The sequence below is a fragment of the Streptosporangium sp. H16 genome (genome assembly GCF_051918855.1).
In the GTDB taxonomy this organism is placed as follows: Bacteria; Actinomycetota; Actinomycetes; order Streptosporangiales; family Streptosporangiaceae; genus Streptosporangium.
In genome coordinates this window covers 1-638 of sequence record NZ_JBPXMD010000135.1, presented here as the reverse complement: position 1 = coordinate 638, position 638 = coordinate 1, and the positions used below count along the sequence as shown (strand labels likewise).

Here is a 638-nt window from a genome sequence, read left to right as displayed (position 1 = left end):
CCGGCGTCCTCGGCGTTGATCCGGAACTCGATCGAGTGGCCGCGCAGCACGGGGTCGCCGTAGCCGAGTTCCTCACCGTCGGCGATGCGGAACATCTCCCGTACCAGGTCGATGCCCGTCACCTCCTCGGAGACCGGGTGCTCGACCTGCAGGCGGGTGTTGACCTCCAGGAAGGAGATCGTGCCGTCCTGGCCCACCAGGAACTCGCACGTGCCCGCCCCGACATAGCCCGCCTCGCGCAGGATCGCCTTGGAGCCGGTGTAGAGGATCTCGAGCTGCTCGGGCGACAGGAACGGGGCCGGGGCCTCCTCGACCAGCTTCTGGTGGCGCCGCTGCAGCGAGCAGTCGCGGGTGGACACCACGACCACGGTGCCGTGGGCGTCGGCCAGGCACTGGGTCTCCACGTGCCGCGGCCGGTCCAGGTAGCGCTCGACGAAGCACTCGCCCCTGCCGAACGCGGTGACGGCCTCGCGGACCGCGCTGTCATACAGGTCCGGGATCTCCTCCAGGGTGCGCGCGACCTTCAGCCCGCGCCCGCCGCCGCCGTACGCGGCCTTGATCGCGATCGGCAGGCCGTGCTCGCGCGCGAAGGCGACGACCTCCTCGCTCCCGGAGACCGGATCCCTGGTGCCCGCCAC

General features: G+C 71.5%; 1 protein-coding gene. It reads right to left on the bottom strand.

Annotated elements, in window-relative coordinates; all coding sequences use genetic code 11:
* A partial coding sequence (locus ACTOQ2_RS44025) for an ATP-binding protein (RefSeq protein ID WP_440108011.1) occupies nt 1-638 on the bottom strand: 638 nt, incomplete at both ends.